Source organism: Pseudomonas guariconensis (genome assembly GCF_024127895.1).
GTDB classification, from domain to species: Bacteria; Pseudomonadota; Gammaproteobacteria; order Pseudomonadales; family Pseudomonadaceae; genus Aquipseudomonas; species Aquipseudomonas guariconensis_B.
This window is the reverse complement of the sequence record NZ_JAMYBK010000001.1, coordinates 150,931-177,824: the sequence shown is the minus strand read 5'-3', so window position 1 is coordinate 177,824 and position 26,894 is coordinate 150,931. Positions and strand designations below refer to the sequence as shown.

The following is a 26,894-nucleotide window of genomic DNA, read 5'->3' as shown; positions in this document are numbered from 1 at the left end:
CGCCATTCGCGGGCAAGCCCGCGAATGCTCCACCGTGAAAGAACAGATCAGCCCCTGACGAGCTGGCGCTGCTTCTTCAGACGAAACGCCACCCACAGCACCGCGATCCACAGCGGAATCAACATCACCGAGATGCGGATCGGCGGCGTCAGGTACATCACCACCAGGATCAGCGCGATGAACGCCAGGCACAAGTAGTTGGTGAGCGGATGCCCCCAGCTGCGGTAGAACGGCACGATGCCCCCCGCCAGCTTGGCCCTGCGGAACTTCAGGTGGGTGATGCTGATGCTCGCCCAGTTGATCACCAACGCCGACACCGCCAGGGCCATCAGCAGGCCGAAGGCTTCGCCCGGCATCAGGTAGTTGATCACCACGCACAGGCCGGTGGCCACGGCAGAGACGCCCAGCGCCGCCAGCGGCACGCCACGGCGGTTGACCTTGAGCAACTGGCGCGGCGCATCGCCCTGGGTCGCCAGGCCGAACAGCATGCGGCTGTTGCAGTACACGCAGCTGTTGTAGACCGACAAGGCCGCAGTAAGCACCACGACATTGAGCACGGTGGCCACCAGGTCGCTGTCCAGTTCATGGAAGATCATCACGAACGGGCTGCCGCCCTGCACCACCTTCTGCCACGGATACAGCGACAGCAGCACCGCCAGGGCGCCGATGTAGAAGATCAGGATGCGGTAGACCACCTGGTTGGTGGCCTTCGGGATGCTCACACGCGGGTTGTCCGCTTCGGCAGCGGTGATCCCCACCAGCTCCAGCCCACCGAAGGAGAACATGATCACCGCCAGGGCCATGATCAAGCCGGTGACGCCATTCGGGAAGAAGCCACCGTACTGCCACAGGTTGGCCACGCTGGCGTCCGGCCCGCCCTGGCCACTGCCCAGCAGCCAGGCACCGAAGACGATCATGCTGACGATGGCCACCACCTTGACCAGGGCGAACCAGAACTCCAGCTCGCCATACACCTTCACCTGGGTCAGGTTGATCGCGTTGATCACCACGAAGAAGATCGCCGCCGTGGCCCAGGTGGGGAAGCCCGGCCACCAGTACTGCACGTAGATGCCGACCGCGGTCAGCTCGGCCATGCCCACCAGCACGTACACCACCCAGTAGTTCCAGCCCGAGACGAAGCCTGCGAACTCGCTCCAGTATTGGTGGGCGAAGTGGCTGAAACTACCGGCGACCGGCTCCTCGACCACCATCTCGCCCAACTGGCGCATGATCAGGAAGGCCATCAGGCCGGCCACGGCGTAGCCCAGCAGGACGGACGGGCCGGCCAGCTGGATGGTCTGGGCGATACCCAGGAACAGCCCGGTGCCGATGGCGCCACCCAGTGCGATGAGCTGGATATGGCGATTCTTCAGCCCGCGCTGCAACTGCTCGGGCGTACGCTGGTCTTGCATGAAGTGTCCTCAGGTCAGGAGGCAGTGTTGTTGGTGTTGTCGGCAGTCGAGGATCTAGATCCATCCGCCCCACTGCAAGATAAAAATGCCGATATTGGTAGTGATTGCCGCCAAAAGCGTGGTGATCACGATGATCGAGGCCGCCAACTGGTGATTGCCGTTGGCCGCCCGCGCCATGACGTAGCTCGCCGCTGCCGTCGGGCTGCCGATGTAGAGGAACAGGATGCCCAGTTCGGCGCCACGGAAACCGCAGAGCCAGGCGCCCAGGGTACCCAACAGCGGCAGCCAGACCATCTTCACCAGGCTGACGTCGATGGCCAGCTTGCCACTGTCGCGCAAGGCCGCCAGCGACAGGGTGCCACCGATGCAGATCAGCGCCAGGGGCAGGGTCATCTGGGCCAGGTAGTCGGCGGATGTCAGCAACCAATTGGGCAGTGGCACCTGGCCGTAGGCCATGGGCGTGGCCACCAGTACGCTGAGGATCAACGGGTTGCTGAAGATGTTCTTGCACAGGCTCCAGGGGTCGGACTTCAGGTCCGGGCTGTAGACCGCCAGGACCACCACCGACAGCGAGTTGTACATGAGGATCACCAGGCCGGCGAGCACCGCGCCCAGGGAGATGCCGTAGTCGCCATACAGGCTCGCCGCCAGGGCCAGGCCGATCACCCCGTTGTTGCCGCGGAACGCACCCTGGGTATAGATGCCGCGATCGGCCGGCGGGCAGCGCCAGATCGCCAGGCCCCAGGCAATGGCGAAGCTGAGCAGGGTCGCGGCGACGAAATACAGGAGGACCCCAGGCTTGACCGCGGCGGCCAGGTCGGCGTGGTAGATGCCGAGGAACAGCAGGGCCGGCATGCAGACGTTGAAGACCAAGGTCGAGGCGACCTTGTTGAAATTGTCGTCGATCAGCCGGATACGCTTGAGAAGCACGCCCATGAACAGCATGGCGAACACCGGGGCCGTGATGTTCAGCGTCTGGATGAAGAGGGCGAGCATTGCAGGTCCTGAGGGGTTGCCGTTAGGGGGCTAATGATACGCGACCTGTCAGGTTTTGCGGGGATCTTGCTGTGACTTCTTCGGGTTTTGCTGCTGGGTACAGGGTGAGCCAGGCGGGGCGCACATCGGGGCTGCCTTGCAGCCCCGACAGCCAGCCGACGCTCCGCGAATCGAACCCTCGGCTTCAGCGCCGTACCGGCCGCTTCTGCAACTTGCGCTGCAGCGTACGCCGATGCATCCCCAGCGCCCGCGCGGTCGCGGAGATATTGCCATCGTGCTCGGCCAACACCCGCTGGATATGTTCCCACTGCAGCCGATCCACCGACATCGGGTTCTCCGGCACCAGCGAATCCAGGTCCGCATGCTCGGACAGCAACGCCGCCACCACATCGTCCGCGTCAGCCGGCTTGCACAGGTAGTTGCAGGCTCCGCGCTTGATGGCCTCGACCGCCGTGGCGATGCTCGAGTAGCCGGTGAGGATCAGCACCCGCATCTCCGGATCCAGCTCCAGCAGCTTGGGCAACAGCACCAACCCCGAATCGCCTTCCATCTTGAGGTCCAGGGTCGCGTAGTCCGGCACATCCTGCTTGGCCAGCACCAGCCCCTCTTCGGCGCAGGACGCAGTGCTCACGCGGAAACCGCGACGGCTCATGGCACGGGCCATGACCCGGGTGAAGGTGGCGTCGTCGTCCACCAGCAGCAGGTGTGGCAGCTCTTCGCCCTCGACCTGGTTTTCTTCGCTCATCGTTCATCTCCTCGCTTGCCATGGGGCAGGCGCAGCTCGGTAAGGGTGCCGCCCTGTTCATGACTATAGAGTTTCACCGAGCCGCCAGCACGCGTCACGCTGGCCTTGCTCAGGAACAGGCCCAGGCCGAAGCCTTTGCCCTTGGTGGTAAAGAAAGGTTTGCCGATCGCCTCGGCGATGGCCACGGGCACGCCCGGCCCATGGTCGCGGATGCTGATGAGGATGTCCTGGTCGTCCCAGTCCAGGCGTACCTCCAGGTCGTCCGGGCAGGCGTCGGCAGCGTTGTTCAACAGGTTCAGCAGGGCCTGGGTCAGGTCTGGGGGCGGGGTCAGGCGCGGCACCTCGCCGTCGCGCAGGCGCTGGAAACGGTAGCTGGCCTCCGGACGCATCAGGTGCCAACGGTTGAGCGCCTCGTCGAGCCAGACGGTCACCTCCTGCTCCACCACGCTCATGCGCCGGTTGGCCTCGGCGGCACGCACCAGTTGCTGCAAGGTCTCCTTGCACAATTTGACCTGGTCCTGGAGCACCATGAGGTCTTCCTGCAACTGCGGGTCGGTATGGTCCTGGCGCATCTCGTTGAGCAGCACGCTCATGGTCGCCAGCGGCGTGCCCAGTTCGTGGGCCGCCCCGGCAGCCTGGGTGGCCACGGCCAGCAGTTGCTCGTCACGCAAACTCTCTTCGCGGCGCTCGGCGCGCAACTGCTCCTGCCGGCGCAGCTCCTCGGCCATGCGCGCGGCGAAGAAGGTGATCACCCCCGCCGCCAGGGCGATGCTCAACCACATGCCGTAGACCTGCATCTTGTCCCGCGCCAGCGGCAGGGTCTCGAGCGGGTAGAACTGCACCAGCAGCAGGCTGTAGGCCGCCAGGGCGATGCCGGAAAGCACCAGCGAGTAGATCCACGGCAGGGTCACCGCGGCGATCGCCAGGGGCACCAGGTAATAGGAGACGAAGGGGTTGGTCGAGCCACCCGAGTAATACAGCAAGGCGCTGTGGATCAGCAGGTCGCAGGCCAGCTGGAAGGCGTATTCGAACTCGGTGACCGGCAGCGACAGGCGCAGGCGCAGGGCGGTGAAGGCGCACAGCAGGGACGACAGGGCCAGGGTCACCGCCAGGGAGAACCAGGGCAGCGGCAGCAGTTCGGTCCAGTAGGCCACGCCTACGGAGCCGGCCTGGGCGGCCAGGACCAGGATGCGAATGAAGGTCAGGCGCCAGAGGTTCTGGCGGGTGGCGGACAGCGGATGTGCGACGGCGAGCATGAGCTCTCCTGATGAGTGCTCCAGGGAAAACGGCTGGAGTATACCGAAGCCAGGCGCCCCGCTGCAGCGATGCGGCAAAGCGCCACACTCGGATCCAGCTTGCAGCTTGAAGCGCGGCGCTCGGAGATTGAAGCTCGGAGTCGCCCCATGAACCCACTACACTGTTTCCGGTCTGATGGACCATGCATTTCATTGCCAAGGAGCCCTACATGCAAATCCCTCGTCGCGGCACAGCCCTGATCCTGTCCTGTGGCCTGCTCGCCAGCCTGCCCACGCTGGCGGCCGAGGCACCGCGCTACAACCAAGTGTCGCTGCGTGCCGAAGTCAGCAAGGAAGTGGCGCGCGACCTGATGGTCGTGACCCTGTACAGCGAAGCCCAGAACAGCGACCCCGGCAAGCTCGCCAAGCAGATCACCGAGACCATGAACAAGGCCGTGCAACAGGCTCGCCAGGTCAAGGAGGTGAAGATCAGCCAGGGCAGCCGCAACAGCTACCCGGTCTACGACAGCAAGGGCCAGAAGATCACCGGCTGGCGCGAGCGCGCCGAACTGCGCCTGGAGAGCGCCGACTTCCCGGCCCTGTCCAAGCTCACCGGTGAACTGCTGCAGGACCTGAAGATGGGCGGCATGGACTTCTCCATCGCCCCGGCCACCCGCAAGGCCAGCGAAGACGCGCTGCTCAAGGATGCCGTCAACGCCTTCAAGGCCCGCGCTCAATTGGCTACCGAGGCGCTCGGCGGCACGGGCTACAAGGTCGTCAGCCTGAACCTCAACAGCAGCGGCTACCCGCGCCCGTACCTGCGCAGCGCACCGATGGCCGCCAAGGCCATGATCGCCGACGAGTCGGCACCAGCACCGGACATCGAGGCCGGCACCAGCGAAGTCAGCATGAACGCGGATGGCTTGATCGAAGTGCAGATGCCCTGATAGCCGAGGGCCGCTTCGGGAGCGAAGCCCAATGCGGTCAGGCAAGCTGTCTTGGGGCCGCTTCGCGCCCCATCGCGGGCAAGCCCGCTCCCACAGGGTCCGAATCGACCGCCAATGATGCGGTTTGCAGGATCATGTGGGAGCGGGCTTGCCCGCGATGGGGCGCGAAGCGGCCCTAAGCCTGGCCGGCCAGCCCCAACCGCCCCTCTCTCCCTCCCCCTTGTAGCCGAAAACCTATACCCAGTTCAGCCGTTTCCTACGCTCTAAACCGGTGCATCCGCTTGCCCCATTTAGTGCGAAATATCTTGAAAATCTCACCCTTCCACGCCACGCAAACGTTCAACTTCGTAAAAAGTTACACGAATGCGACATCCATGTACGTCCGTACCACACTTTTGACGCCAACTATCCTCCTCCCTGTTGCATTGGGAATACCCCCTGCATAAGTATCCCCAGGTCGGCTCACGAGGCCGCCTCAATCGAAAAATGACAACAATGAGGCCACCATGCTCAAACACGCAGTCATTCCGTTCCTGGTCGGCGCAGGCTTGCTAGCCGGCACACCCACCGCCCTCGCCGCGACCAACCTGGTGTTCTGTTCCGAAGGCAGCCCGGCCGGTTTCGACCCAGGCCAATACACCACCGGAACCGACTTCGATGCCTCGGCCGAAACCATCTTCAACCGCCTGACCCAGTTCGAACGCGGGGGCACCGCGGTCATTCCCGGCCTGGCCACCCGCTGGGAGGTTTCCGAGGATGGCAAGGCCTACACCTTCCACCTACGTGAAGGCGTCAAGTTTCACACCACCGACTACTTCAAGCCGACCCGTCCCTTCAACGCCGATGACGTGCTGTTCACCTTCAACCGCATGCTCGACAAGGACCATCCCTTCCGCAAGGCCTACCCCACCGAGTTCCCCTACTTCACCGACATGGGCATGGACAAGAACATCGCCCGTATCGAGAAGCTCGACGAGCACACCGTGCGCTTCGTCCTCAACGACGTCGATGCCGCCTTCATCCAGAACCTGGCCATGAGCTTCGCCTCGATCCAGTCCGCCGAATACGCCGACCAGTTGCTCAAGCAGGGCAAGGCCGCCGACATCAACCAGAAGCCGATCGGCACTGGCCCGTTCGTGTTCAGCAAGTACCAGAAGGACGCGCAGATCCGCTACAAGGGCAACAAGGACTACTGGCAACCCGAGGACGTCAAGATCGACAACCTGATCTTCGCCATCAGCACCGATGCCTCGGTGCGCATGCAGAAGCTGAAAAAGAACGAATGCCAGGTCACGCTGTTCCCTCGCCCGGCCGACATCGAGCCGCTGAAAAAAGACCCGAAGCTGCAGATGCCTGAACAGGCCGGCTTCAACCTCGGCTACATCGCCTACAACGTGATGGACAAGATCAAGGGCAGCAACGAGCCCAACCCCATGGCCCAGCTCAAGGTGCGCCAGGCCCTGGACATGGCGGTGAACAAGCAGCAGATCATCGACTCGGTGTACCAGGGCGCCGGCCAGCTGGCCGTCAACGCCATGCCACCGACCCAGTGGTCCTACGACACCAGCATCAAGGACGCCCCCTACGACCCGGAGAAGGCCAAGGCCCTGCTCAAGGAGGCCGGGGTCAAGGACGGTACCGAGATCACCCTGTGGGCCATGCCGGTGCAGCGCCCCTACAACCCCAATGCCAAGCTGATGGCCGAGATGCTGCAGTCCGACTGGGCCAAGGTCGGCATCAAGGCCAAGATCGTCAGCTACGAGTGGGGCGAGTACATCAAGCGCTCCAAGGGCGGCGAGAACGGCGCCATGCTGATCGGCTGGAGCGGCGACAACGGCGACCCAGACAACTGGCTGGGCGTGCTGTTCGGCTGCGATGCCCTGGAAGGCAACAACTTCTCCAAGTGGTGCTACAAGCCCTACGACGACCTGATCAAGCAAGCCAAGGCGACCTCCGACCAGGCCAAGCGCACCGAGCTGTACCAGAAGGCCCAGCACATCCTCAAGGAACAGGTGCCCTTGACCCCCATCGCCCACTCCACCGTGTACCAGCCGATGAGCGCCAAGGTGAAGGACTTCAAGATCAGCCCCTTCGGCCTGAACTCCTTCTACGGCGTGAGCGTGGAGAAATAGGGCAAGCCCCTGCGCCGCTGGCCTGACCGGCCGGCGGCCCCTCGCGCCACCCACGCACTACAGACCAAACGTCCTCCCGCTGCCATCCGCAGCGGGTCGGGCTCCTGTTGCCGCGCCTGCTACCTGGGCCGGCGAAAACCAATGGACAAGGATTCGCCATGCGCCACGCCACACTGCTCGCCACCCTGCTCGGCCTCGGCCTGCTACCCCAGGCCCCGACCCTGCTCGCCAAGAACCTGGTGTTCTGCTCCGAAGGCAGCCCGGCCGGTTTCGACACGGCCCAGTACACCAGTGCCACCGACAACGACGCCGCCGAGCCCATCTACAACCGCCTGGTCGAGTTCGAGCGTGGCGGCACCGCCGTGCAGCCGGCCCTGGCCACCGCCTGGCAGGTGTCCGAGGATGGCCTGCGCTACACCTTCCAGTTGCGCGAAGGGGTGAAGTTCCACGGCAACAAGGACTTCACGCCAAGCCGCGACTTCAACGCCGACGATGTGCTGTTCACCTTCCAGCGCATGCTCGACAGGCAGCACCCGTTCCGCAAGGCCTACCCCACCGAGTTCCCCTACTTCGTCAGCATGGGCCTGGACAAGAACATCGCCCACATCGAGAAGAGCGGCCCGCTGAGCGTGACCTTTACCCTCAATACCGTCGATGCCGCATTCATCCAGAACCTGGCCATGAGCTTCGCCTCGATCCTCTCCGCTGAATACGCCGACTACCTGCTGGCCCAGGGTCGGCCCAGCGACATCAACCAGAAACCCATCGGCACCGGCCCCTTCGTGTTCCAGCGCTACCAGAAGGATTCGCAGATCCGCTACAAGGGCAACAAGGACTACTGGGCAGAGCAAGAGGTGAAGATCGACAACCTGGTGTTCTCCATCAACATCGACCCGTCGGTACGCATCCAGAAGCTGCGCCGCAACGAGTGCCAGGTCACCCTCCATCCGCGCCCGGCCGACCTGCCGACCCTGAAGGCCGACAGCTCGCTGCAGATCCTGCAGAAGCCAGGCTTCAACCTCGGCTACATCGCCTACAACACCCAGCACCCGCCTTTCGATCGCCTGGAAGTACGCCAGGCCATGGACATGGCGGTGAACAAGCAGGCGATCGTCCAGGCGGTCTACCAAGAAGCTGGGCAACTGGCGGTCAATGCCATGCCGCCGACCCAGTGGTCCTACGACGACAGCATCGAGGACGCCGGCTTCGACCCGGACAAGGCCCGTGCCCTGCTCAAGGCCGCCGGGGTCGAGGAAGGCACCGAGGTCACCCTGTGGGCCATGCCGGTGCAGCGCCCCTACAACCCCAATGCCAAGCTGATGGCCGAAATGCTCCAGGCCGACTGGGGCAAGGTCGGCCTGAAGGTGCGCATCGTCAGCTACGAGTGGGGCGAATACCTCAAGCGCATGAAGAACGGCGAACACGACATCGCCCTGATCGGCTGGACCGGCGACAACGGCGACCCGGACAACTGGCTGGGTACCCTGTACAGCTGCGACGCCATCGGCAGCAACAACTACTCCCAATGGTGCGACCAGGAGTACGACACCCTGGTCAAGCAGGCCAAGCAGGTGACCGACCGCGAGCAGCGCACCGCCCTCTACCAACAAGCCCAGCAGCGCCTCAAGCAACAGGTGCCGATCACGCCGGTGGCCCACTCCACGGTCAACCAGCCGATCAGCGCCAAGGTCGTCGACTTCAAGGTCAGCCCTTTCGGACGCAACGACTTCTCGGGCGTGAGCGTTGATTGAACATCCCTGCCCCGCACTCCCACGCAGTGCTTGTGGGAGCGGGCTTGCCCGCGAAGAGGCCAGGGCTGGGCGGCACTGAAAGCAGCCGCGCCACATACCTCCTGAGTCTTCCCGAATTTGCCCGGCGATCCCGCGGCAAACCTGTGCAACACCGCGTCACCGCAACGACATCCGGCTCACGAGGCCCGGGTGATAACTAAAAAAAAAAGAAAGGGAGCTTTCATCTTGAGACGAACCACACTCACCGCACTGGCCCTGTCCATCGGCGCGTTCTGCGCCACCGCCCAGGCCGAACCCGCCAGCCAGGACTTCATCCCGATCAGCCTCAAGTCAGGCAGCGAGCAGGACGAGGCCAGCGGTTTCCTCGCCGGCCAGAGCCTGACCGGCAGCACACGCAACTGGTATGCCCGCGAGCGCGCCACCCGCGCGCCGCTGTTCAAGTACTACAAGAGCGACGGCAGCCGCCACGCCACCCACAGCCGCGACAACTGGGTGCAGGGCACCATCCTCAACTACAGCTCCGGCTTCACCCAGGGCACGATCGGCTTTGCCGTGGAAGCCGCCGGCTACAACGCCATCGCCCTGGAGCAAGGCCGCGCGGCAGTGGCCGGGCCCAACAACCGGACCCTCACCGACAGCGACGGCGACGTGGTCAGCCAGTGGAGCAAGCTGGGCCTGGGCAACATCAAGGCGCGCATCTCCAACACCACCCTCACCGTCGGGCGCCAGTCGGTCGATACACCGATGATCGCCTATATCGGCAACCGTGCCCTGCCGTCGAGCTTCCAGGGCGCGTTCCTGCACAGCGCCGAATTCGACAACCTGTCGTTCGACCTGGGCACCTTCGACCGTGTCTCGCCACGTACCGAGCAGAGCCTGAGCAAGTTCCGCAGCGAATACAGCGCCACCGGCGTGGAGACCGACCGGGCCAGCACCGCAGGGGTCAACTACCAGCCGTTCAAGAGCCTGACCACCAGCCTCTACGCCACCAAGGTCGACGACTTCTGGAACCAGTACTACTTCGGTGCCAACCATGTGCTGGGCGACAGTGCGGTGCTGAGCCTGACCACTGGCCTGAACTACTACAAGACCGTGGATGCCGGCAGCAAGAAGATGGGCGAGATCGACAACGACACCTACAGCCTGTCGCTCGGCCTGACCCACCAGGCCCACTCGCTGACCTTCTCCTGGCAGCAGGTCAACGGCAACGAGTACTTCGACTACCTGCACGAGACCAACGGCATCTACCTGGCCAACTCGCTGCTGTCGGACTTCAACGGCCCCAACGAGAAATCCCTGCAGATCAGCTACGTGCTGAACATGGCGCCCTATGGCGTACCGGGGCTCAAGTTCAATGTGTACAACGCTCGCGGCTGGGGTATCGACGGCACCCACTACCGAGGCACGGCCTATGATGTCAACGGCATGGACGGGGAGACTCACTACGAGTGGGGCATCGGCACCAGCTACGCGGTGCAGAGCGGGCCGCTGAAAGACACCAGCATCCGCGCCACTTATACCGCACACCGCGCCAGCAAGGCCCAGGCCGACGGCAGCCTGGACGAACTGCGCATCGTCACGACCATTCCGTTCAACATTCTCTGACCCGTATCGCCACGGCCTGCCTTGTGCGGGCCGTGGCAGCTACGCTGGAACAAACTGCAGGGAGGTTCCATGACATCGCTACCGCTACGTGCCGCCCTGGTGGCAGTAATCCTCGGCGCCGCGCCCCACCTCGCGGCCAAGCCGCTGGTGGTGTGCACCGAAGCCAGCCCGGAAGGCTTCGACATCGTGCAGTACACCACCGCCGTCACCGCCGACGCCTCGGCCGAGGCCATCTTCAATCGCCTGGTCGACTTCAAGCCCGGCACTACCGATATCCAGCCGGCGCTGGCGAAAAGCTGGGAGATCAGCCCCGACGGACTCACCTACACCTTCCACCTGCGCGAAGGGGTGAAGTTCCACACCACCGACTACTTCAAGCCGACCCGTGAATTCAACGCCGACGACGTGCTGTGGAGCCTGCGCCGCCAGCTCGACCCGAACCACCCGTGGCACGACAAGACCAGCGTCGGCTACCCCTATTTCGAGAGCATGGCCTTCAAGGAACTGCTCAAGTCGGTGGACAAGACCGATGACCACACCGTGGTGATCACCCTGACCCGTCCGGAGGCGCCCTTCCTGCGTGACCTGGCCATGGCCTTCACCTCGATCTACTCCGCCGAGTACGGCGACCAGTTGCTCAACACGGGCAAGACCCGCGACCTCAACAGCAAGCCGATCGGCACCGGCCCGTTCGTCTTCCAGCGCTACAACAAGGACGCCCAGGTCCGCTACAAGCCCAACCCCGACTACTTCCGCGGCAAGCCACCGGCCGACGCCCTGATCTTCGCCATCACCCCGGACAACAACGTGCGCCTGCAGAAGCTGCGGGCCAACGAATGCCAGGTCGCGCTCTACCCCAAGCCTGACGACGTGCCCTCGATCAAGACCGATCCCAAACTGAAGGTCGCCGAGACCGAGGCCCTGGTCACCGGCTACATCGCGATGAACACCGAGCGCAAGTACCTGAACGACGTGCGCGTACGCAAGGCGATCAACATGGCCTTCGACCGCACGCCCCACGTCGACCAACTGTTCGGCCAGGGCAACGCGCTGGTCGCCGTCAACCCCTACCCACCGAGCATGATCGGCTTCAACGACGAGAACCGGAACCCACCCCGCGACCTGGACAAGGCCCGCGCCTTGCTCAAGGAGGCTGGCGTGCCAGAGGGCACGGTACTGACCCTGTTCACCCGCAACGGCGGCGGTCCGACCAACCCCAATCCACGCCTGTCGGCCGAAATGCTCCAGTCGGACCTGGCCGAGATCGGCATCAAGCTGGATATCCGCATGATGGAATGGGCCGAGATGCTACGCCGCGCCAAGAAGGGCGAGGCCGACATGGTCTCCACCGGCTGGGCCAGCGACAACGGCGACCCGGACAACTTCCTCGGCCCGCTGCTCAGTTGCGAGGCGGCCCGCAACGGCGAGAACTATGCCCGCTGGTGCAACCCCAAGTTCCAGGAACTGATCACCCGCGCCCGCGAGGTCATCGACAACGACGAGCGCGCAAGGCTCTATGCCGAGGCGTTGGCGGTGTACGATGACGACCAACCCTGGATCAGCATGGCCCATCCGAAGATGTTCACGGCCATGCGCGAGAACGTGGAGGGTTATGTGGTCAACCCTCTGACCAACAACAACTTCGCCACCACCAAGGTGAAGTAGAACAACAACGACCGCCGGCAGCCCACGGGGAACCGGCGGCATTGCCCTGACGGGCTGACCGTACTACCGCCTGGAGAGGTACACCCGACGATGTTGAGTTTTATTGCCCGGCGCCTAGGCCTGTTGATTCCGACCTTCTTCGGCATCACCTTGCTGACCTTCGCGCTCATACGCCTGATCCCCGGCGACCCGGTGGAAGTGATGATGGGCGAGCGCAGGGTCGACCCCGAGATGCACGCCCAGGCCATGGAGCGCCTGGGCCTGAACAAGCCCCTGCCGGTCCAGTACCTGGACTACATCGGCAAACTGGCCCAGGGCGACCTGGGCGAGTCGCTGCGCACCCGCGAAAGCGTGTGGAACGAATTCCTCACGTTGTTCCCGGCCACCCTGGAGCTGGCCTTCGCCGCCTTGCTGTTCGCCGGCATCGTCGGCCTGCTGGCCGGGGTGATCGCCGCGCTCAAGCGAGGCTCGCTGTTCGACCACGGGGTCATGGGCATCTCCCTGGCTGGCTACTCCATGCCGATCTTCTGGTGGGGCCTGATCCTGATCATGTTCTTCTCCGTGAGCCTGGGCTGGACCCCGGTGTCCGGACGCATCGACCTGCTCTACGACATCGAGCCGAAGACTGGCTTCATGCTCATCGATACCTTGCTCAGCGACGAAGAAGGCGCCTTCAAGGACGCGGTGATGCACCTGATCCTGCCGGCCATCGTGCTGGGCACCATCCCGCTGGCGGTGATCGCCCGCATGACCCGCTCCTCCATGCTCGAGGTGCTGCGCGAAGACTACATCCGTACCGCCCGGGCCAAAGGCCTGTCGCCCGCCCGCGTGGTGTTCGTGCACGGCCTGCGCAACGCGCTGATCCCGGTATTGACCGTGTTCGGCCTGCAGGTCGGCACCTTGCTGGCCGGCGCCGTGCTCACCGAAACCATCTTCTCCTGGCCGGGCATCGGCAAGTGGCTGATCGAAGCCATCGGTGCCCGTGACTACCCCGTGGTCCAGAACGGCATCCTGTTGATCGCCTGCCTGGTGATCCTGGTCAACTTCGTCGTGGACATCCTCTACGGCCTGGCCAACCCACGCATCCGTCATCAGCGCTGAGGCCCTCGTCATGACTAGCCCGATTGCGAAATCCGTCACGCCGGCCAGCCCGGTGGACCAGAGCCTGCTCTACCCCTCGCCGTACAAGGAGTTCTGGCAGGCCTTCTCACGCAACAAAGGTGCGGTGGCCGGCCTGGCCTTCATGTGCCTGATCGTGTTCTGCGCGCTGTTCGCGCCCTGGGTCGCCCCGCACGATCCGAGCGAGCAATACCGCGACTTCCTGCTGACCCCGCCGGTATGGCTGGAAGGCGGCACCTGGCAGTTCATCCTCGGCACCGACGAGCTCGGCCGCGACCTGCTCTCGCGACTGATCCAGGGCGCCCGGCTGTCGCTGCTGATCGGCCTGTCGTCGGTGGTGATGTCGCTGGTGCCGGGGATCCTGCTGGGCCTGCTGGCCGGTTTCTTCCCGCACATCCTCGGCCCCTCGATCATGCGCCTGATGGACGTGATGCTGGCCCTGCCCTCGCTGCTGCTGGCCGTGGCCATCGTCGCCATCCTCGGCCCCGGCCTGATCAACACGGTGATCGCCATCGCCATCGTCTCGCTGCCGTCCTACGTGCGCCTGACCCGTGCCGCCGTGATGGGCGAGCTGAACCGCGACTACGTCACCGCCGCGCGCCTGGCCGGTGCCGGCCTACCGCGGCTGATGTTCGTCACCGTGCTGCCCAACTGCATGGCACCGCTGATCGTCCAGGCCACCCTGAGCTTCTCCTCGGCGATCCTCGACGCTGCTGCCTTGGGCTTTCTCGGCCTCGGCGTCCAGCCACCGACCCCGGAGTGGGGAACCATGCTGGCCTCGGCCCGTGACTACATCGAACGCGCCTGGTGGGTGGTGAGCCTGCCCGGCCTGACCATCCTGCTCAGCGTGCTGGCGATCAACCTGATGGGCGACGGGCTGCGTGATGCGCTGGACCCGAAACTCAAGAACGCCGTCTGAGGAGAACGCCATGTCACTGTTGCAGATCGACAACCTGAACGTGCGCTTCGGCGACGCCAATGCCGTGCCCGTGGTGGACGGCCTCGACCTTGCGGTGGAGGCCGGCGAGATCCTCGCCATCGTCGGCGAGTCCGGCTCCGGCAAGTCGGTGACCATGATGGCCCTGATGGGCCTGATCGACGCCCCCGGGCGCATCACCGCCGATGCCCTGAACTTCGATGGCACCGACATGCTGCGCCTCAGCGGCCGCCAGCGGCGCAAGGTGGTGGGCAAGGACATCGCCATGGTCTTCCAGGACCCGATGACCGCGCTCAACCCCAGCTACACCGTGGGCTACCAGATCGAGGAGGTGCTACGCCAACACCTGGGCCTGAAGGGCAAGGCCGCGCGCCAGAGGGCCCTGGAGCTGCTCAAGAAGGTCGAGATCCCGGCCGCCGAAAGCCGCCTGGATGCCTACCCACACCAGCTATCCGGCGGCATGAGCCAACGCGTGGCGATCGCCATGGCCATTGCCGGCGAACCCAAGCTGCTGATCGCCGACGAGCCGACCACCGCCCTGGACGTGACCATCCAGGCGCAGATCATGGAGCTGCTGGTGAACCTGCAGAAGGAGCGCAACATGGCGCTCATCCTGATCACCCACGACCTGGCCGTGGTCGCCGAGACCGCCAAGCGGGTCTGCGTGATGTACGCCGGGCAAGCCGTGGAAGTGGGCCAGGTGCCAGAGCTGTTCGACCTCCCTGCCCATCCCTATAGCGAGGCCTTGCTGGCGGCCATCCCCGAGCACAGCATCGGTGCCGAACGCCTGGCCACCCTGCCCGGCATCGTCCCCGGCCGCTATGACCGGCCCCAGGGTTGCCTGCTGTCACCACGTTGCCCATATGTCCAGGACAACTGCCGCCGGCAGCGTCCGCCCCTCGATCCCCAGGCCCACAGCCTGGTGCGTTGCTTCTACCCGCTGAACCAGGAGGTGGCGTGATGACCGTCGTCCTATCCGCCCGTGAACTGACCCGTCACTACGAAGTCTCCCGTGGCCTGTTCAAGGGCCATGCCCTGGTGCGCGCGCTCAATGGCGTGTCGTTCGAGCTGGAGGCCGGCAGGACCCTGGCCGTGGTCGGTGAGTCCGGCTGCGGCAAGTCCACGCTGGCCCGCGCCCTGACCCTGATCGAGGAGCCGACCGCCGGCTCGCTGCAAATCGCCGGCACCGAAGTCAAGGGGGCCAGCAAGGCCGAGCGCAAGCAACTGCGCCGCGATGTACAGATGGTCTTCCAGAGCCCCTACGCCTCGCTCAACCCCCGGCAGAAGATCGGCGATCAGCTGGCCGAACCGCTGCTGATCAACACCTCGCTGAGCAAGGCCGAGCGCCGCGAGAAAGTGCAAGCGATGATGCAGCAGGTCGGCCTGCGCCCCGAGCATTACCAGCGCTACCCGCACATGTTCTCGGGCGGCCAGCGCCAGCGCATCGCCCTGGCCCGGGCGATGATGCTGCAACCGAAGGTGCTGGTGGCCGACGAGCCGACCTCGGCGCTGGACGTATCGATCCAGGCGCAGGTCCTGAACCTGTTCATGGACCTGCAGAAGGAGTTCAACACCGCCTACGTGTTCATCTCCCACAACCTCGCGGTGGTGCGCCACGTGGCCGACCAGGTGCTGGTGATGTACCTGGGCCGGCCAGCGGAGATGGGGCCGAAGCAGGACATCTACGACAAGCCCCTGCACCCCTATACCCAGGCGCTGCTGTCGGCGACGCCGGCGATCCACCCGGACCCGCTGAAACCGAAGATCCGCATCGCCGGTGAACTGCCCAACCCGCTGAACCCACCGGACGGCTGTGCCTTCCACAAGCGCTGCCCGCATGCCACGGAGCGCTGCGCCAAGGAGATACCGGCGCTGAGGCAGGTGGGCACGCGGCAGGTGGCCTGCCACTATGCCGAGCAGTTTCTCTAGAGCGGCATAGCCGTCCAAGCCAGGCCGCTCCCACGCCGGTATCCAGTGCTGTGGGAGTGGCCCAAATGGCAGTTGCAAAGCCTTGACGGGCATTGGGGCAGCCTGCGAATGGTCACCCCCCTGATCTTGTCACCCATGGCCAGGTCAAGGCACTATCCCCGTCCATGACGACGAGCACCCTCCCCGACGGCCCCGAGCAGACCGCGCTCACCGCCGAAACGGTACTGCGCTACCACCTGTGCTGGAAGCACCGCGACCTGGACGGGGTAATGGCGCTGTACCATGCCGACATCCAGTACCACGACTTTTTCCAGAACCGCGTGCTCGGCTTCGATGAGCTGCGCGACTACGTGCGCGGCTGCCTGCCTCATGAAGCCGACGAGGACATCGTCCATAGCGACCGCATCCGCGTCGACGGCTGTACCGCGTTCATCCAGTATCAAGTGACGGTCCAAGGCGGTGAGGGCTTGGTGGCCTTCCAGTCGAGCGAGGCGATCACCGTCAAGGACGGGCTGATCTGGCGGGTCAATGAATACGCCACCCTGGTGCGCCGTTCGAACGACAGCACCCCCCGTTCGGGCCCACGGCCCGCCACTAGCCGCCTGGGCCTGTCACCACGCCAGTTGAGCAGCATGGCCCAGGACCTGGAATACTATTTCCAGCGTCAACGCCCCTACCTCGACCCGGAGCTGGACCTGCAACAGGTCGCCGACGCCAGTGGCTACAGCCGTAACCAGATCTCCTACCTGCTCAACCAGGTGCTGGGGCAGAGCTTCTACCGCTACGTCAACCAGGCACGTCTGCAACACCTGATGGCCAGCCTCGACGATGACAGCCTCAAGGCCTCGATCGAAGACCTGGCTTTCAATGCGGGCTTCAATTCCTTATCGGCCTTCTACAAGTGCTTTCGCGAACATACCGGGCTCTCGCCCAAGGCCTACCTGAAGCAGATTTCCCTGCGTGCACGCACGTAAGACAGCCCCCACCGCATGACACTAGGATCGCCCACAGACCTTCATCGATGTGGAGCCGAACCTGATGCAACCCTGGCGCACGATCAGCCTCTGGATGGACCAGCTCGACGAGCCACTCAGCGCCCGCCCGGCATTGCAACAGGACCTCGACCTGGATGTGTGCATCATCGGCGCCGGCTACACCGGCCTGTGGACCGCCTACTACCTCAAGCGTCAGGCACCGCAGTTGAACATCGCCGTGATCGAAGCCAAGATCGCCGGCTTCGGCGCCTCGGGACGCAATGGCGGCTGGCTGATGGGCAACCTGCTTGGCGAAGATCGCCTGCTCGCCACCCTGTCGCCGCAACAGCGCCGCGCCAGCATCGACCTGCTGCACGGCATTCCCGACGAAGTCCACGCCGTGCTGCAACGCGAGGCCATCGACTGCGACTACCGCAAGGGTGGCGTGCTCTATTGCGCCGCTCGCTATCCGGAACAGGAACGCAGCCTGCGCGCCTACCTCGACGGCCTCTATCGCCTAGGCATGAACGAACACGATTATCGCTGGCTGCGTCCCGATCAACTGGATGCACAACTGCGGGTGAGCAATGCCTACGGCGCGATCTTCAGCCCGCACACCGCGACCATCCAGCCGGCCAAGCTGGCGCGCGGCCTGGCCCGAGCCGTGGAAAGCCTCGGTGTGCCGATCTACGAAAACACTCCAGCCATCGACTGGCAGCCCGGTCAAGTGCGTACTCCCCTGTCACGCATTCGTTGCCAGTGGATGGTGCCCGCCGTGGAGGGTTACGCGGCCAGCCTGCCACCGCTGGGTAAACATCAACTGCCGGTGCAAAGCCTGCTTGTGGCCACCGAACCACTGCCCGAGTCGACCTGGGCACAGATCGGCCTGTCCCAAGGGCAAGCCTTCAGCGAGAACAGCCGCCAGGTCACCTACGGCCAGCGCACCGCCGACAACCGCCTGGTATTCGGCGCGCGCGGTGGCTACCGTTTCGGCGGCCGGCTGCGCGACAACTTCAACCTGAACCCGGCAGAAATAGAACTACGCCGCTACCTGTTCAGCGAGTTGTTCCCGCAGCTCAAACATGTACGCATCACCCACTCCTGGGGCGGCAACCTGGGCATGGCCCGACGCTTCCGTCCGCACATGCTCTGTGATCGCCAACGCGGCGTTGCCCTTTCAGGCGGCTATGGCGGCGAGGGGGTTGGCGCCACCAATCTCGGCGGCCGCACGCTGGCCGCGCTGATCCTCGACCAGCACAACGAACTGACCGCACAACCATGGGTGCTCGACAACCGCCCATTGTCGAGCCTGGCCACCTGGCCGCCCGAGCCATGCCGCTGGCTGGGCTACAACGCGATCATCCAGAGTTTCGTCCACGAGGACCGGACCCTCGCCAACCCCGCCAATGCGCCCTGGAGGCGGCGCCTGGCCAGCTCGCTTGCGGACTTCATGGAAAGCTTCATGCACTGACTCCCCTTCCCCTCACACAGGATCCACCGGTCATGAGCATTACCCACTTCAAACACACCGACAGCACGGAGCTAGGCAGCTCCAACCCCGTCGCGGCACCCATCGGCGAGCCCGTGGCCGTGACGTCTGTCACCTGCGTCGAGCGTAGCGATGGCGTCGAGACGGGCATCTGGGCGTGCACCCCAGGGCGCTGGCGCCGGCAGATCGTGCAACAGGAGTTCTGCCACTTCATCAAAGGCCGCTGCACCTTCACCCCCGATGGTGGCGAGCCCCTGCACATAGAAGCCGGAGATGCCCTGATGCTACCGGCCAACAGCACCGGCACCTGGGACATCCAGGAAACGGTGCGCAAGACCTACGTCCTGATTTTCTGAACCGCCAATCGCCTGCCGCCCTTCGATAACAACAGACAAAGCAAGGTAAACCGGACATGCGCACGATTATTTTCGCTCCCCTGATGTTGGTCGCCTGCGTGGCCAATGCCACTGAGTCGGTGAAGATCTACAACTGGTCCAGCTACATCGCCCCGGACACACTGAAACATTTCCAGCAAACCACTGGCATCGTGCCGACCTACGACGTCTTCGACAGTAACGAAACCCTCGATGGCAAGCTGATGACCGGCAACTCCGGCTACGACGTGGTATTCCCCTCCAACCATTTCATGGCCCGGCAGATCCAGGGCAAGGCCCTGAAGAAGCTGGACAAATCGCAGTTGCCCAACTGGCACAACCTAAACCCGGTGCTGCTCAAGGCGCTGGAGGTCAACGACCCCGGCAACCAGTACGGTTTCCCCTACCTGTGGGGCAGTACCGGCATCGGTTACAACATCGACAAGGTCAAGGCCGTGCTCGGAGACGACGCCCCGGTGGACTCCTGGGACTTGATCTTCAAGCCTGAGTACATTTCCAAACTCAAAAGCTGTGGCGTGGCAGTGCTGGACAATGGCCCAGAGCTGCTGCCAATCGCCCTGCACTACCTGGGCTTGCCGCACCACAGCCAGGACCCGAAGGACTACGACAAGGCCAAGGAGCTGCTGATGAAGGCGCGACCGTACATCAGCTACTTCCACTCCTCCAAGTACACAGGCGATCTGGCCAATGGCGATGTGTGCGTGGTGGTGGGTTTTTCGGGCGATGTGCTACAGGCGAAGAACCGTGCGCAAGAAGCGAAGAACGGCGTGAAGGTGGGCTATTCGATCCCGAAGGAAGGCGCGCCGATGTGGTTCGACATGGTCGCCATGCCGGCCGATGCGCCAGACGAGAAGGCAGGATATGCCTACATGAACTACCTACTGCAACCCGAGGTGATGGCCAATATCAGTAACCATGTGCAGTACGCCAACGGCAACCTCAAGGCCGATGGGCTGGTGGATTCAGCAATGAAGAGCAACAGCATGATTTACCCGAGCGAGGAAGTGATGGGCAAGCTGTATGCACTGCAGGCCATGCCGGCGAAAATCGACCGCATCAGGACGCGCCTCTGGACCAGCATCAAGGCGGGGCACTGACGAGCTCCGGCCAATGACAAGCTTCGAGCTGCAAGGGAAAACAGGCGTGCCTGCGGTCTAATACCGTTCACTTAAGCCATTGGGGCCGCCTTGCGGCCCTTCGCGGGCAAGCCCGCTCCCACAAGTACGCTGCAAACCTCAAGGAATGCACGATCCTGTGGGAGCGGGCTCGCCCGCGAAGGGCTGCAAGGCAGCCCCAATCGATGTCACATCAGACTTAAGTGAACAGCTTGCAGCTTGAGGCTGAATCAGTGGTGCTCGCGCGTCGCGCGGAACTTCACATCCGGCCAGCGCTCTTCCATCAGCGACAGGTTGACCCGGGTCGGTGCCAGGTAGGTCAGGTGACCGCCACCGTCGATGGCCAGGTTCTCCATGGCCTTGTTCTTGAAGTCCTCGAGCTTCTTCTTGTCGTCGCAGCTGATCCAGCGCGCCGACCAGACAGTGATCGGCTCATAGGCGCACTCGACCTTGTACTCTTCCTTCAGGCGGCTGGCGACCACGTCGAACTGCAGCACACCGACCGCACCGAGGATGATGTCGTTGCTGCGCTCGGGGAAGAACACCTGGGTCGCGCCTTCCTCGGCCAACTGTTGCAGGCCCTGGCGCAGTTGCTTGGACTTGAGCGGGTCCTTCAGGCGCACGCGGCGGAACAGCTCCGGTGCGAAGTGCGGGATACCCGTGAAGCCCAGCACCTCGCCTTCGCTGAAGGTGTCGCCGATCTGGATGGTGCCGTGGTTGTGCAGGCCGATGATGTCACCGGCATAGGCCTCTTCCAGTTGCTCGCGCTCGGATGAGAAGAAGGTCAGCGCATCGCCGATGCGCAGGTCCTTGCCCAGGCGCACGTGGCGCATCTTCATGCCCTTCTCGTACTTGCCCGAGCAGATGCGCATGAAGGCGATGCGGTCGCGGTGCTTGGGGTCCATGTTCGCCTGGATCTTGAACACGAAGCCGCTGAACTTCTCCTCGGTCGGCTCGACGGTACGCTCGTGGGCAACGCGGCCCAGCGGGCGTGGCGCCCAGTCGACCACGGCATTGAGCACGTGGTCGACACCGAAATTGCCAAGCGCAGTGCCGAAGAACACCGGGGTCAGCTGGCCATTGATGAACTCGTCCTGGTCGAACGCATGGCAGGCACCTTGCACCAGCTCGAGCTGCTCGACGAACGCATCGTACTGGTCGCCCAGGTGCGCGCGGGCTTCGTCGGAGTCCAGCTTCTCGATGATCTTCGCTTCGGTGCGCTCATGACCATGGCCGGGGGTATAGACCACGATGTAGTCGCCGGTCAGGTGGTAGACGCCCTTGAAGTCCTTGTAGCAGCCGATCGGCCAGGTGATCGGCGCAGCCTTGATCTTCAGCACCGCCTCGATCTCGTCGAGCAGCTCGATCGGGTCGCGGATGTCGCGGTCGAGCTTGTTGATGAAGCTGACGATCGGCGTGTCGCGCAGGCGGCAGACATCCATCAGGGCGATGGTCCGCGGCTCGACGCCCTTACCGCCGTCGAGCACCATCAGCGCCGAGTCCACCGCCGTCAGGGTGCGGTAGGTGTCTTCCGAGAAGTCCTCGTGGCCGGGGGTGTCGAGCAGGTTGATCATGTGTTCGCGGTAGGGGAACTGCATCACCGAGGTGGTGATGGAGATACCGCGCTGCTTCTCCATTTCCATCCAGTCGGAAGTGGCGTGGCGGTCGGACTTGCGCGACTTCACGGTACCGGCGACGGCAATGGCCTTGCCCATCAGCAGGAGCTTCTCGGTGATGGTGGTCTTACCGGCGTCGGGGTGGGAAATGATTGCGAAAGTGCGGCGTTTCGCGACTTCGGCGGCCTGGTTGGTCATGGGAAATCGCCTGACTGGGGATCAAAAAGGGGCAGTATCATACCTGAAGTCGGGCGTCAGGCCAAAATAGCTGCCGCCAGACCGGACGCCCCTTGGCCTCGACACCCTAGCTGCGAGAAATCGGATCCTCTGCGAACCCTTCGATCGTGACGGGTGCTCGACCGGGCATGTAGGCCACCAGCTCCAGCCTGCCGCCCATGGCCTCCACATAGCCACGCAGAGTAGATATCAGCATGTCGCTGCGATTCTCGACTTTCGAAACATTGCCTTGACGGATGTCGAGACGTTCAGCCAGATCCTCCTGGGTGATCTGGAGCTGTTTACGCAGCGCTCGAAGCGTCATTTCTTCACGGACCAATTCGCGACCGCGCTCCTCCACCCTCGCCCTGCGCTCAGGTGAAAGGCCGTTCATTACGTCATCAAGTGTCTTGTACATGCTTTCAACCTCTGGACAGGTGCCGATCGAACCGCTCATCGGCACGGTCGATCAGGTGCCTGTAGAACCTGCGTTCATTGATGCCCGCCTTATCGCCAGCCACCAACAGAAGCGCACAACGAGAACGATCGAAGGCGAACGCCACTCGCCATACACCACCATCAGCATTGAAGCGCAACTCTTTCATATTCGAATGCCTTGAGCCTTTGAGCGTATCTACGCGAGAGCGTCCCAACGCAGGGCCCCAGCGTTCGAGCAGGTGAAGCTGAGCCAGCAGTTCATCCTGAACCGCCTCTGCCAACCTTTCGAACTCGGTCATGAACTCCAGACACATCCCTATAGACCACAAAAAAATACCTCCAAGAGAATATTCCTTCAAGGGATTACTCGGAAAATTTTCGAATGACCATGGAGAGATAGGGATGTGCTCGAAAAGCAGGTGATTCAACGTCCACAAGTAATATCCACGCTGTTTTTTCGCGTGAAATTTCCTACTCGCCAGTGATTAACGCTGGCCAAATGCCGCTTCAGATGGGAACCTTTACCCCCACGGAGACGTCCACTCCCCTGCAACCCGCCTCGGTTCAGGGCTGGAAACACCTGCATTTCGGGCCCGACGGGGTTCGGCTCATGGCGTGACCGCACAGCTCTGCTGGGCACCACGCTGCTACTCGCGACCACACTGCCCGCCGCCAGGAATGGCCGGCCGCCACGGGGTGTGCTCGCCGACTACACAAAGGAGTCCGCCTGTGGCTGCACGCTACGGAAAAGGGCTGTTGGGATGGGCCGCCGTGCTCGTCATCCTGGCCCTGCTGGTCCACTGGATCGGCATCGACACGATCGCGCGCTACCGCGACGATCTTGGTTTCTACCTGCAAGCGCACCTGGTCCTGGTGCTGGCTTCGATGGCGGCGGCGTTGGCCGTGGGCATCCCCGCCGGCATTGCCTTGAGTCGACCGCACCGGGTCGACAAGGCCGAGCGCTTCATGCAGTTGTTCAACGTTGGCAATACCATCCCTCCCCTGGCCGTTCTGGCCATCGCCCTGAGTGTCCTGGGCATCGGCGCAGGCCCGGCGATCTTCGCCCTGTTCCTCGCCTCCCTGCTGCCCATCGTGCGCAATACCTACGAAGGCCTGAAGAACGTGCCCGCCTCGCTCAAGGAAGCCGCCACCGGCATCGGCATGACCCCGCGCCAGCAGCTCTGGCAGGTGGAACTGCCCAACGCCGTGCCGATCATCGTCGGCGGGGTGCGCGTGGCCCTGGCGTTGAACGTGGGTACAGCGCCACTGGCGTTTTTGATCGGTGCCAACAGCCTGGGCAGCCTGATCTTCCCCGGCATCGCCCTGAACAACCAGCCACAACTGCTGCTGGGCGCGGCCTGCACGGCGCTGCTGGCGCTGCTGCTCGACGCCTTGGTGAGCTTCTCCAGCAAGCGCTGGCTGGAACGTGGCCTGGCCTGACAAGAAGAGGGACTGCATGAAGAAAAGAATCGCCTTGCTGCTGGGCGCGGCCCTGCTGTTCGCAGGATTTGCCCAAGCAGCGCAGAAACCACTGGTGCGGATCGGCGCCCGGGTCTTCACCGAACAGACCGTACTCGCCGAGATCACCGCACAGTACCTGCGTGCCAATGGCTTCGACGTGCGCGTCACCGCAGGCCTTGGCAGCAACCTCGCCCGCCAGGCTCAGGAGACCGGCCAGCTCGACCTGATGTGGGAGTACACCGGTGTCTCGCTGGTGTCCTACAACCACATCGACGAGCGCATGCCCAGCGCCGAGGCCACCTATGCCAGGGTCAAGGCGCTGGATGCGCAGAAGGGCCTGGTCTGGCTGACGCCCTCGAGGTTCAGCAACACCTACGCCCTGGCCCTGCCGCGCAAGGTCGCCGAGGCCTACCCGCAGGTCGCGACCATCAGCCAGCTCAACCAGGTGCTGCGCGATGAAAAGGCACGCAAGCACCTGGTGGCCCTGGACACCGAGTTCGCCAACCGCCCCGACGGCCTGGAAGGCCTGAAGGCGATGTACGACCTGCAGGTCGGCCGCGCCAACATCCGCCAGATGGACGCGGGCCTGGTCTATACCGCCCTGCGCAACGACCAGGTATTCGCCGGCCTGGTGTACACCACCGACGGTCGCCTGAGCGCCTTCGACCTCAAGCTGCTGGAAGACGACAAGCACTACTTCCCCGACTACACCGCCGCCCCCGTGGTGCGCAAACAGGTCCTCGACGCCAATCCACAGCTGGCCGCGCTGCTCAAGCCCCTGGCCGAAACGCTCGACGACGAGACCATGCGCCAGCTCAACGCCAAGGTCGATGTCGAGCACCAGAGCCCGACCACCGTGGCCGCCGAGTTCCTGCGCCAGCATCCCTTCAGCGAGGTACAGCCATGAACCTGCTCGACACCTTCGTCCACCTGGACTGGGCCCAGGTCGTGCAACTGACCTGGCAGCACATCGCCCTGGTCGGTATCGCCGTGGGCCTGGCGATTCTCTTCGGTGTGCCGCTGGGCATCCTGATGACCCGTTTCCCCGCCGTCGCCGGCCCCGTGCAGGCTGCGGCCACGGTCCTGCTGACCATACCGTCGATCGCCCTGTTCGGCCTGCTGCTGCCGTTCTATTCCAAGTTCGGCCAGGGCCTGGGGCCGCTGCCGGCGATCACTGCGGTGTTCCTGTATTCCCTGCTGCCGATCCTGCGCAACACCTACCTCGCCCTGACCAATGTCGAACCCGGCATCCGTGAGGCCGCGCGCGGTATCGGCATGACCTTCGGCCAGCGCCTGCGCATGGTCGAGCTGCCCATCGCCGTGCCGGTGATCCTCGCCGGCGTGCGCACCGCCGTGGTCATGAACATCGGCGTCATGACCATCGCCGCGACCATCGGTGCCGGCGGCCTGGGTGTGCTCATCCTCACCTCCATCAGCCGCAGCGACATGTCCATGCTGCTGGTCGGCGCCGTGCTGGTCAGCCTCCTGGCGATCATCGCCGACCTGATTCTGCAAACCCTGCAACGTGCCCTGACTCCGGAAGGACTGCGCCCATGATCGAACTGAAGAACCTCAGCAAGACCTTCAACGTCAACGGCAAGGACGTCAAAGCCGTCGACTCGGTAAGCCTCACCGTCAACGAAGGCGAGATCTGCGTCTTCCTCGGCCCTTCGGGCTGCGGCAAGAGCACCACCCTGAAGATGATCAACCGCCTGATCACCCCGACCTCCGGCCAGGTGTTCATCAATGGCGAAGACACCAGCGCCATGGACGAGGTGACCCTGCGCCGCCATATCGGCTACGTGATCCAGCAGATCGGCCTGTTCCCCAACATGACCATCGAGGAGAACATCACCGTGGTCCCGCGCCTGCTCGGCTGGGACAAGCACAAGTGCCACGAGCGCGCCCGCGAGCTGATGAACATGATCAAGCTCGAACCCAAGCATTACCTACAGCGCTACCCACGCGAGCTGTCCGGTGGCCAGCAGCAGCGCATCGGCGTGATCCGCGCCCTGGCCGCCGAAGCACCGGTGCTGTTGATGGACGAGCCGTTCGGCGCGGTCGACCCGATCAACCGGGAGATGATCCAGAACGAATTCTTCGAGATGCAGCGGGCGCTGAACAAGACCGTGATCATGGTCAGCCACGACATCGACGAGGCCATCAAGCTGGGCGACAAGATCGCCATCTTCCGTGCCGGCAAGCTGCTCCAGCTCGACCACCCGGATACCCTGCTGGCCCACCCGGTAGACGATTTCGTCAGCGACTTCGTCGGCCAGGACAGCACCCTCAAGCGCCTGTTGCTGGTGCGTGCCGAGGACGCGGCGGACAACGCACCCTCGGTCAGCCCGCAAACGCCGGTGAACGATGCCCTGGAACTGCTCGACGAGCACGACCGTCGCTACGTGGTGGTCACCGACGCGGCGAACAAGGCGCTCGGCTACGTGCGCCGTCGCGACATGCACCGTCAACAGGGAACCTGCGGCGACTTCCTGCGCCCGTTCAACGCCACTGCATCCCATGACGAGCACCTGCGCATCCTGCTATCGCGGATGTACGAGTACAACCGCGCCTGGTTGCCGGTGCTGGATGCCGAGCAGGTGTTCCTTGGCGAGGTGACCCAGGAGTCCATCGCGGCGTACCTGAGCTCGGGGCGTTCGCGCGGGGGCAAGACCAGCATCGTCTCGCCGGCGGAGGCAGTCGGCGCCTGACCGAGG

The 26,894-nt window shown here is 63.9% G+C and carries 24 protein-coding genes; 17 read left to right on the top strand and 7 right to left on the bottom strand.

Translation table 11 applies throughout. The features are described from left to right. Positions 1 to 47 precede the first annotated feature (47 nt). From NJF35_RS00830 to NJF35_RS00815, 4 genes are all read right to left on the bottom strand, one after another. Complete coding sequence (locus NJF35_RS00830) at positions 48 to 1,412, bottom strand: amino acid permease (RefSeq protein ID WP_225788654.1); 1,365 nt, start codon at positions 1,410 to 1,412, stop codon at positions 48 to 50. Between the two features lie 54 nt (positions 1,413 to 1,466). Then, positions 1,467 to 2,408: an AEC family transporter gene (locus NJF35_RS00825; RefSeq protein WP_225788653.1), complete on the bottom strand. Its 942-nt coding sequence runs from the start codon at positions 2,406 to 2,408 to the stop codon at positions 1,467 to 1,469. Between the two features lie 184 nt (positions 2,409 to 2,592). Then, entirely contained in the window at positions 2,593 to 3,153 is a 561-nt protein-coding gene (locus tag NJF35_RS00820) for a response regulator transcription factor (RefSeq protein WP_225788652.1), read from the bottom strand. Next, on the bottom strand, positions 3,150 to 4,409 hold the full coding sequence (locus tag NJF35_RS00815) for an ATP-binding protein (RefSeq protein WP_225788651.1): 1,260 nt from the start codon (positions 4,407 to 4,409) through the stop codon (positions 3,150 to 3,152). Before NJF35_RS00815 ends, NJF35_RS00820 begins: the two co-directional genes overlap by 4 nt. Positions 4,410 to 4,618: 209 nt before the next feature. On the opposite strand from NJF35_RS00815, the gene NJF35_RS00810 reads away from it, so the two are divergent. The 13 genes from NJF35_RS00810 (at position 4,619) to NJF35_RS00750 (ending at position 20,428) form a co-directional block, all read left to right on the top strand. After that, positions 4,619 to 5,335 (top strand): SIMPL domain-containing protein, encoded by a 717-nt coding sequence (locus NJF35_RS00810; protein WP_225788650.1) that lies wholly within the window; start codon positions 4,619 to 4,621, stop codon positions 5,333 to 5,335. A 506-nt stretch (positions 5,336 to 5,841) separates the two neighbouring features. Continuing rightward, complete coding sequence (locus tag NJF35_RS00805) at positions 5,842 to 7,467, top strand: ABC transporter substrate-binding protein (RefSeq protein WP_225788649.1); 1,626 nt, start codon at positions 5,842 to 5,844, stop codon at positions 7,465 to 7,467. 158 nt (positions 7,468 to 7,625) lie between these two features. Further along, positions 7,626 to 9,218 (top strand): ABC transporter substrate-binding protein, encoded by a 1,593-nt coding sequence (locus NJF35_RS00800; RefSeq protein WP_253090583.1) that lies wholly within the window; start codon positions 7,626 to 7,628, stop codon positions 9,216 to 9,218. A 225-nt stretch (positions 9,219 to 9,443) separates the two neighbouring features. Beyond that, complete coding sequence (locus NJF35_RS00795; protein ID WP_225788647.1) at positions 9,444 to 10,823, top strand: OprD family porin; 1,380 nt, start codon at positions 9,444 to 9,446, stop codon at positions 10,821 to 10,823. Positions 10,824 to 10,892: 69 nt separating this feature from the next. Continuing rightward, positions 10,893 to 12,488: an ABC transporter substrate-binding protein gene (locus NJF35_RS00790; protein WP_225788646.1), complete on the top strand. Its 1,596-nt coding sequence runs from the start codon at positions 10,893 to 10,895 to the stop codon at positions 12,486 to 12,488. Between the two features lie 90 nt (positions 12,489 to 12,578). Then, complete coding sequence (locus NJF35_RS00785) at positions 12,579 to 13,589, top strand: ABC transporter permease subunit (protein WP_060515691.1); 1,011 nt, start codon at positions 12,579 to 12,581, stop codon at positions 13,587 to 13,589. Positions 13,590 to 13,599: 10 nt separating this feature from the next. Beyond that, positions 13,600 to 14,526, top strand: coding sequence for an ABC transporter permease subunit (locus tag NJF35_RS00780; RefSeq protein ID WP_225788645.1), 927 nt, complete (start codon positions 13,600 to 13,602; stop codon positions 14,524 to 14,526). A gap of 10 nt (positions 14,527 to 14,536) precedes the next feature. Beyond that, positions 14,537 to 15,505, top strand: coding sequence for an ABC transporter ATP-binding protein (locus NJF35_RS00775; RefSeq protein ID WP_225788644.1), 969 nt, complete (start codon positions 14,537 to 14,539; stop codon positions 15,503 to 15,505). After that, the gene (locus tag NJF35_RS00770) at positions 15,505 to 16,473 is read left to right on the top strand and encodes a peptide ABC transporter ATP-binding protein (RefSeq protein WP_225788643.1); all 969 of its coding nucleotides are present in this window, start codon (positions 15,505 to 15,507) and stop codon (positions 16,471 to 16,473) included. Before NJF35_RS00775 ends, NJF35_RS00770 begins: the two co-directional genes overlap by 1 nt. A 164-nt stretch (positions 16,474 to 16,637) precedes the next feature. Further along, positions 16,638 to 17,447: a helix-turn-helix domain-containing protein gene (locus tag NJF35_RS00765; protein ID WP_225788642.1), complete on the top strand. Its 810-nt coding sequence runs from the start codon at positions 16,638 to 16,640 to the stop codon at positions 17,445 to 17,447. A 64-nt stretch (positions 17,448 to 17,511) separates the two neighbouring features. Continuing rightward, on the top strand, positions 17,512 to 18,918 hold the full coding sequence (locus NJF35_RS00760; protein WP_225788641.1) for an NAD(P)/FAD-dependent oxidoreductase: 1,407 nt from the start codon (positions 17,512 to 17,514) through the stop codon (positions 18,916 to 18,918). A gap of 32 nt (positions 18,919 to 18,950) precedes the next feature. Further along, the gene (locus NJF35_RS00755; RefSeq protein ID WP_225788640.1) at positions 18,951 to 19,292 is read left to right on the top strand and encodes a cupin domain-containing protein; all 342 of its coding nucleotides are present in this window, start codon (positions 18,951 to 18,953) and stop codon (positions 19,290 to 19,292) included. A 56-nt stretch (positions 19,293 to 19,348) separates the two neighbouring features. After that, positions 19,349 to 20,428, top strand: coding sequence for a polyamine ABC transporter substrate-binding protein (locus NJF35_RS00750; RefSeq protein WP_225788639.1), 1,080 nt, complete (start codon positions 19,349 to 19,351; stop codon positions 20,426 to 20,428). A gap of 248 nt (positions 20,429 to 20,676) precedes the next feature. Here NJF35_RS00750 and NJF35_RS00745 read toward each other — a convergent pair whose 3' ends face one another. The 3 genes from NJF35_RS00745 to NJF35_RS00735 all read right to left on the bottom strand — a co-directional run bounded on the left by NJF35_RS00745 (position 20,677) and on the right by NJF35_RS00735 (position 23,015). Beyond that, a complete protein-coding gene (locus NJF35_RS00745; RefSeq protein ID WP_253090582.1) occupies positions 20,677 to 22,260 on the bottom strand; it encodes a peptide chain release factor 3 in 1,584 nt (527 codons plus the stop codon). Positions 22,261 to 22,366: 106 nt separating this feature from the next. Beyond that, the gene (locus tag NJF35_RS00740; RefSeq protein WP_410900155.1) at positions 22,367 to 22,735 is read right to left on the bottom strand and encodes a helix-turn-helix domain-containing protein; all 369 of its coding nucleotides are present in this window, start codon (positions 22,733 to 22,735) and stop codon (positions 22,367 to 22,369) included. Further along, positions 22,701 to 23,015 carry a type II toxin-antitoxin system RelE/ParE family toxin gene (locus tag NJF35_RS00735; RefSeq protein WP_253090581.1) on the bottom strand — a complete coding sequence of 105 codons (315 nt, stop codon included), beginning with the start codon at positions 23,013 to 23,015 and terminating at the stop codon, positions 22,701 to 22,703. The genes NJF35_RS00740 and NJF35_RS00735 overlap by 35 nt, the downstream gene beginning before the upstream one ends. Positions 23,016 to 23,445: 430 nt before the next feature. On the opposite strand from NJF35_RS00735, the gene NJF35_RS00730 reads away from it, so the two are divergent. The 4 genes from NJF35_RS00730 to NJF35_RS00715 are packed head-to-tail and all read left to right on the top strand — an operon-like array spanning position 23,446 to position 26,888. Next, positions 23,446 to 24,156 (top strand): ABC transporter permease, encoded by a 711-nt coding sequence (locus NJF35_RS00730; protein ID WP_225788635.1) that lies wholly within the window; start codon positions 23,446 to 23,448, stop codon positions 24,154 to 24,156. 16 nt (positions 24,157 to 24,172) lie between these two features. Then, positions 24,173 to 25,084: a glycine betaine ABC transporter substrate-binding protein gene (locus NJF35_RS00725; protein ID WP_225788634.1), complete on the top strand. Its 912-nt coding sequence runs from the start codon at positions 24,173 to 24,175 to the stop codon at positions 25,082 to 25,084. Further along, positions 25,081 to 25,734 (top strand): ABC transporter permease, encoded by a 654-nt coding sequence (locus NJF35_RS00720; protein WP_225788633.1) that lies wholly within the window; start codon positions 25,081 to 25,083, stop codon positions 25,732 to 25,734. The genes NJF35_RS00725 and NJF35_RS00720 overlap by 4 nt, the downstream gene beginning before the upstream one ends. Beyond that, positions 25,731 to 26,888 (top strand): betaine/proline/choline family ABC transporter ATP-binding protein, encoded by a 1,158-nt coding sequence (locus tag NJF35_RS00715; RefSeq protein ID WP_253090580.1) that lies wholly within the window; start codon positions 25,731 to 25,733, stop codon positions 26,886 to 26,888. The genes NJF35_RS00720 and NJF35_RS00715 overlap by 4 nt, the downstream gene beginning before the upstream one ends. Positions 26,889 to 26,894: the final 6 nt, after the last annotated feature.

Excerpts from the sequence above, each read along its gene's own strand:
- NJF35_RS00830 (WP_225788654.1), bottom strand. The coding sequence starts at position 1,412 with ATGCAAGACCAGCGTACGCCCGAGCAGTTGCAGCGCGGGCTGAAGAAT.
- NJF35_RS00825 (WP_225788653.1), bottom strand. The coding sequence starts at position 2,408 with ATGCTCGCCCTCTTCATCCAGACGCTGAACATCACGGCCCCGGTGTTC.
- NJF35_RS00820 (WP_225788652.1), bottom strand. The coding sequence starts at position 3,153 with ATGAGCGAAGAAAACCAGGTCGAGGGCGAAGAGCTGCCACACCTGCTG.
- NJF35_RS00815 (WP_225788651.1), bottom strand. The coding sequence starts at position 4,409 with ATGCTCGCCGTCGCACATCCGCTGTCCGCCACCCGCCAGAACCTCTGG.
- NJF35_RS00810 (WP_225788650.1), top strand. The coding sequence starts at position 4,619 with ATGCAAATCCCTCGTCGCGGCACAGCCCTGATCCTGTCCTGTGGCCTG.
- NJF35_RS00805 (WP_225788649.1), top strand. The coding sequence starts at position 5,842 with ATGCTCAAACACGCAGTCATTCCGTTCCTGGTCGGCGCAGGCTTGCTA.
- NJF35_RS00800 (WP_253090583.1), top strand. The coding sequence starts at position 7,626 with ATGCGCCACGCCACACTGCTCGCCACCCTGCTCGGCCTCGGCCTGCTA.
- NJF35_RS00790 (WP_225788646.1), top strand. The coding sequence starts at position 10,893 with ATGACATCGCTACCGCTACGTGCCGCCCTGGTGGCAGTAATCCTCGGC.
- NJF35_RS00785 (WP_060515691.1), top strand. The coding sequence starts at position 12,579 with ATGTTGAGTTTTATTGCCCGGCGCCTAGGCCTGTTGATTCCGACCTTC.
- NJF35_RS00780 (WP_225788645.1), top strand. The coding sequence starts at position 13,600 with ATGACTAGCCCGATTGCGAAATCCGTCACGCCGGCCAGCCCGGTGGAC.
- NJF35_RS00775 (WP_225788644.1), top strand. The coding sequence starts at position 14,537 with ATGTCACTGTTGCAGATCGACAACCTGAACGTGCGCTTCGGCGACGCC.
- NJF35_RS00770 (WP_225788643.1), top strand. The coding sequence starts at position 15,505 with ATGACCGTCGTCCTATCCGCCCGTGAACTGACCCGTCACTACGAAGTC.
- NJF35_RS00765 (WP_225788642.1), top strand. The coding sequence starts at position 16,638 with ATGACGACGAGCACCCTCCCCGACGGCCCCGAGCAGACCGCGCTCACC.
- NJF35_RS00760 (WP_225788641.1), top strand. The coding sequence starts at position 17,512 with ATGCAACCCTGGCGCACGATCAGCCTCTGGATGGACCAGCTCGACGAG.
- NJF35_RS00755 (WP_225788640.1), top strand. The coding sequence starts at position 18,951 with ATGAGCATTACCCACTTCAAACACACCGACAGCACGGAGCTAGGCAGC.
- NJF35_RS00750 (WP_225788639.1), top strand. The coding sequence starts at position 19,349 with ATGCGCACGATTATTTTCGCTCCCCTGATGTTGGTCGCCTGCGTGGCC.
- NJF35_RS00745 (WP_253090582.1), bottom strand. The coding sequence starts at position 22,260 with ATGACCAACCAGGCCGCCGAAGTCGCGAAACGCCGCACTTTCGCAATC.
- NJF35_RS00740 (WP_410900155.1), bottom strand. The coding sequence starts at position 22,735 with ATGAGCGGTTCGATCGGCACCTGTCCAGAGGTTGAAAGCATGTACAAG.
- NJF35_RS00735 (WP_253090581.1), bottom strand. The coding sequence starts at position 23,015 with ATGACCGAGTTCGAAAGGTTGGCAGAGGCGGTTCAGGATGAACTGCTG.
- NJF35_RS00725 (WP_225788634.1), top strand. The coding sequence starts at position 24,173 with ATGAAGAAAAGAATCGCCTTGCTGCTGGGCGCGGCCCTGCTGTTCGCA.
- NJF35_RS00720 (WP_225788633.1), top strand. The coding sequence starts at position 25,081 with ATGAACCTGCTCGACACCTTCGTCCACCTGGACTGGGCCCAGGTCGTG.
- NJF35_RS00715 (WP_253090580.1), top strand. The coding sequence starts at position 25,731 with ATGATCGAACTGAAGAACCTCAGCAAGACCTTCAACGTCAACGGCAAG.